Source organism: Tissierellales bacterium (assembly GCA_025210965.1).
Classification (GTDB): Bacteria; Bacillota; Clostridia; order Tissierellales; family JAOAQY01; genus JAOAQY01.
The window spans coordinates 1-2869 of record JAOAQY010000205.1 but is presented as its reverse complement, the minus strand read 5'-3'; the positions used below and the strand labels follow the sequence as shown (position 1 = coordinate 2869).

The window sequence follows — 2869 nt, the reverse complement described above, 5'->3', positions numbered from 1 at the left end:
TTGTAGCCTAATTCTACTTTGTCTTTTTGTAGATTTAGCAGTCTATATGTATTTCTTGGACTTATAAATGATACTATTGGCTCAACATCAACCACTTCAGCTCTTTCATTTACACTAAATTTTGCTATCAAATCAAAATAACGCTCTTCCATATCTGGTGCTACTTTCTTCTTGCTTATAGTTAAATCACTTAATTTTCCTGACCTATCCTCCACTACTAACCGCCTTAAATCACTATCTGAATCTTGACTTTCGGCTTTTTCTAATCCTATTTCCTGATCGCCATACACCATCCCTATTAACGAATGAATAGTCTCATCATTTCCTACTACGTTCGATTTTGCATTTTCTTCACTAACTTTTGAATTACATCCTGCCAGTAACAAAATACACATAATAATTGATATTGCTAAAAATTTCATCACATAACTTTTACTGCTTGTTTGTTTTTTCATCATAATATTACCCTCCTGTTTTAAATATCTCTATTCTTTTAATCGCGACTATTATTATTTTCACACTAATTGTAGCACCGATAATTAATTAATCGTTTACAAAAGTGTAACAGGAGAGTAACAAATTGAAATCAGATTAATTGCTCTTAGTTCTTGCTTTTTTAACCTCTTCATACGATGACTCTTTAACATCTCCCTTACTTGATATTACATAGCTAGGGATATTTTTTTCACCAAGCAAAACCCATCCATTAAGTTCTACTGGATGTGAATAGTTATTATAAGTACTATTGTCTAATAATATAATCCCTGAATCGTAAGGCAATTTAATATTATGCCTTTCGTCAGTTAACAATTCGCTTTGATATAATATTCCGTTTATCATAGAAGCCTCACTTGGGCTTATCTTTACTAAAGTTTTTATATAGCCATTTCGTCTACCATCTGAGCTTAGCAAATATATAGAGTCCTTATCAAATTCCACCTTCTCTACATCTATTTCTTTAAGCTTATCAACCTTATCAAATTCATGATTTAAAAGCGATTCCCACTCAGCCGGATTATCCTTCACATAATCAAAATCATAGTCATAATAATAACATTTCGTTTCATACGTTACCTGTGAATTTCCAAAAACATGATTCATTCCCACAAATCTGTTTTTCTCATAATAGTTACCTAACCTCTTAATTGCTGCAAACGACAATGTATTCTCCGGTTCTTCGTTTCGTCGCAATGGTTCTTTTCCATCATAACAATCTGTAAGATACATACCATTTGAAACACATAGATTATCTATCTCATTTTTGTAGTTTATAGAAATAGAAACACTTTTTCCGACCGCATGTTCTAAATCGCAGTCACTGTATAATTTATAGTCATCTGAGAGATTTACCCATTGTCTTTCATTTTCATCAAACTCTTCTCCTCTCATTCCCTGTAAATTATTATATCCAAGTTCAACCTTCCCATCTCCTACGCTTAATAATCTATAAAAATGAGTTGTATTAGCAGAATTTATTATAGGTTCTACACTAACAATATAGTTACCATCTATGATTTCAAATTTGCATAGACTGTTTTCTAAATCATCATAATCAATATAATCAAGAACAACGTTAGAATCTACAAGTAGTTCATACCTTTTATCATTAGAATCAATTACACCTAGTTTTTTGATATAGTCATCATATTTAAGAGAACTATTCCACTCTAATATTCCACTTAATAAAACACTATCGTATTTACTCTTCAAAGGCTTTATGCTCTCTATTTTCCTCATGGGATTTTTATAAATAACTACCTCATCTCCAGCATTAAATGTACCATTTTCTAGTCTCTCTACAGTATACTCATCTAACACCTCTGATGTATATAGGCTCTCAATCCACTCTTCTGCTTCATATCCAAAACTAACTTCATACCCATCATCTAGCTTGTGACTAGATTCATAAGTCGCTCTAATTGATTCTATTGCGGTCATTTTTTTCCTTTCTACATCAGTCACATAAATCAATTCTACATTGCTTTTAGCTTTGGCAGATGGTATATACTTAAAACTCAACTGACCACTCAATTCATAAAATTGATTTGTATATAAGTCATTCGACCAATTCCCTTTTTGCTCAAGCTCCTTTCCTAATCTAAAAATCTGCCATTCGTCATCTAAATTCATAATTTCATAGTAGTTCTTATCAAAATTCAATCCCATCTCTTTTTTCATATAGTTGTTGTATTTATTACCTACGATCTTTTGCTCTTTCTGATCTAGTACCATCACAGCTCTTATATGAATTTTATCTAAAGCATTTGATTTTTCCTCTGCATAATAGTAGAATAGATCACTCTTTTTTACATCTGTCACTGCAATTCTTTCCATCCTATTTTTATCAAATTTATAATCACTCGCTGAGTTTAAATCATCTAACTCTATCCTAAAAAACACTGTATCGTAAGGTAATTTCTTAGCTTCATTAAAATTACCATTTTCATAATGTGCTGAATGCTCTTTGTAAAAAGCGCTGTGTTCAAATGATGACCATTCTTTTATAATTCCTGTTTCTAATTCTTCGTCCGAAAAAACATTTGGTAGTTTTTCAAAATTAGCCTCTGTAGCTAGTGGATTGCCAAATTCACCATTAGTCTCTACCACATTGTAATACGCATAATATGCCAATACTACAAATACTATTACTACTAGAATCATATTGTAATCTAAATGATATCTCTTTTTTTTGAAGTCATCATTCACATCGCCATCTCCTTATTTTAGTAATATTTTTCTTATCTCAAGCCCTTCTAATTCATACGCTAGCTCAACATCCCCATTATCATCTAATTTGACATTTATATATTCTCCAACTCTCAAATTCGAATCTGACGTATCTCTAAAAACTGTAGCCGATTTTAGCATA

At 31.4% G+C, this 2869-nt stretch carries 2 protein-coding genes; both read right to left on the bottom strand.

The window, feature by feature from the left end:
- Positions 1 to 458 (bottom strand): hypothetical protein (locus N4A40_14825; protein MCT4663128.1); only part of this gene is annotated, 458 nt, incomplete at its 3' end.
- A gap of 133 nt (positions 459 to 591) precedes the next feature.
- A complete protein-coding gene (locus N4A40_14820; protein ID MCT4663127.1) occupies positions 592 to 2706 on the bottom strand; it encodes a hypothetical protein in 2115 nt (704 codons plus the stop codon).
- Positions 2707 to 2869: the final 163 nt, after the last annotated feature.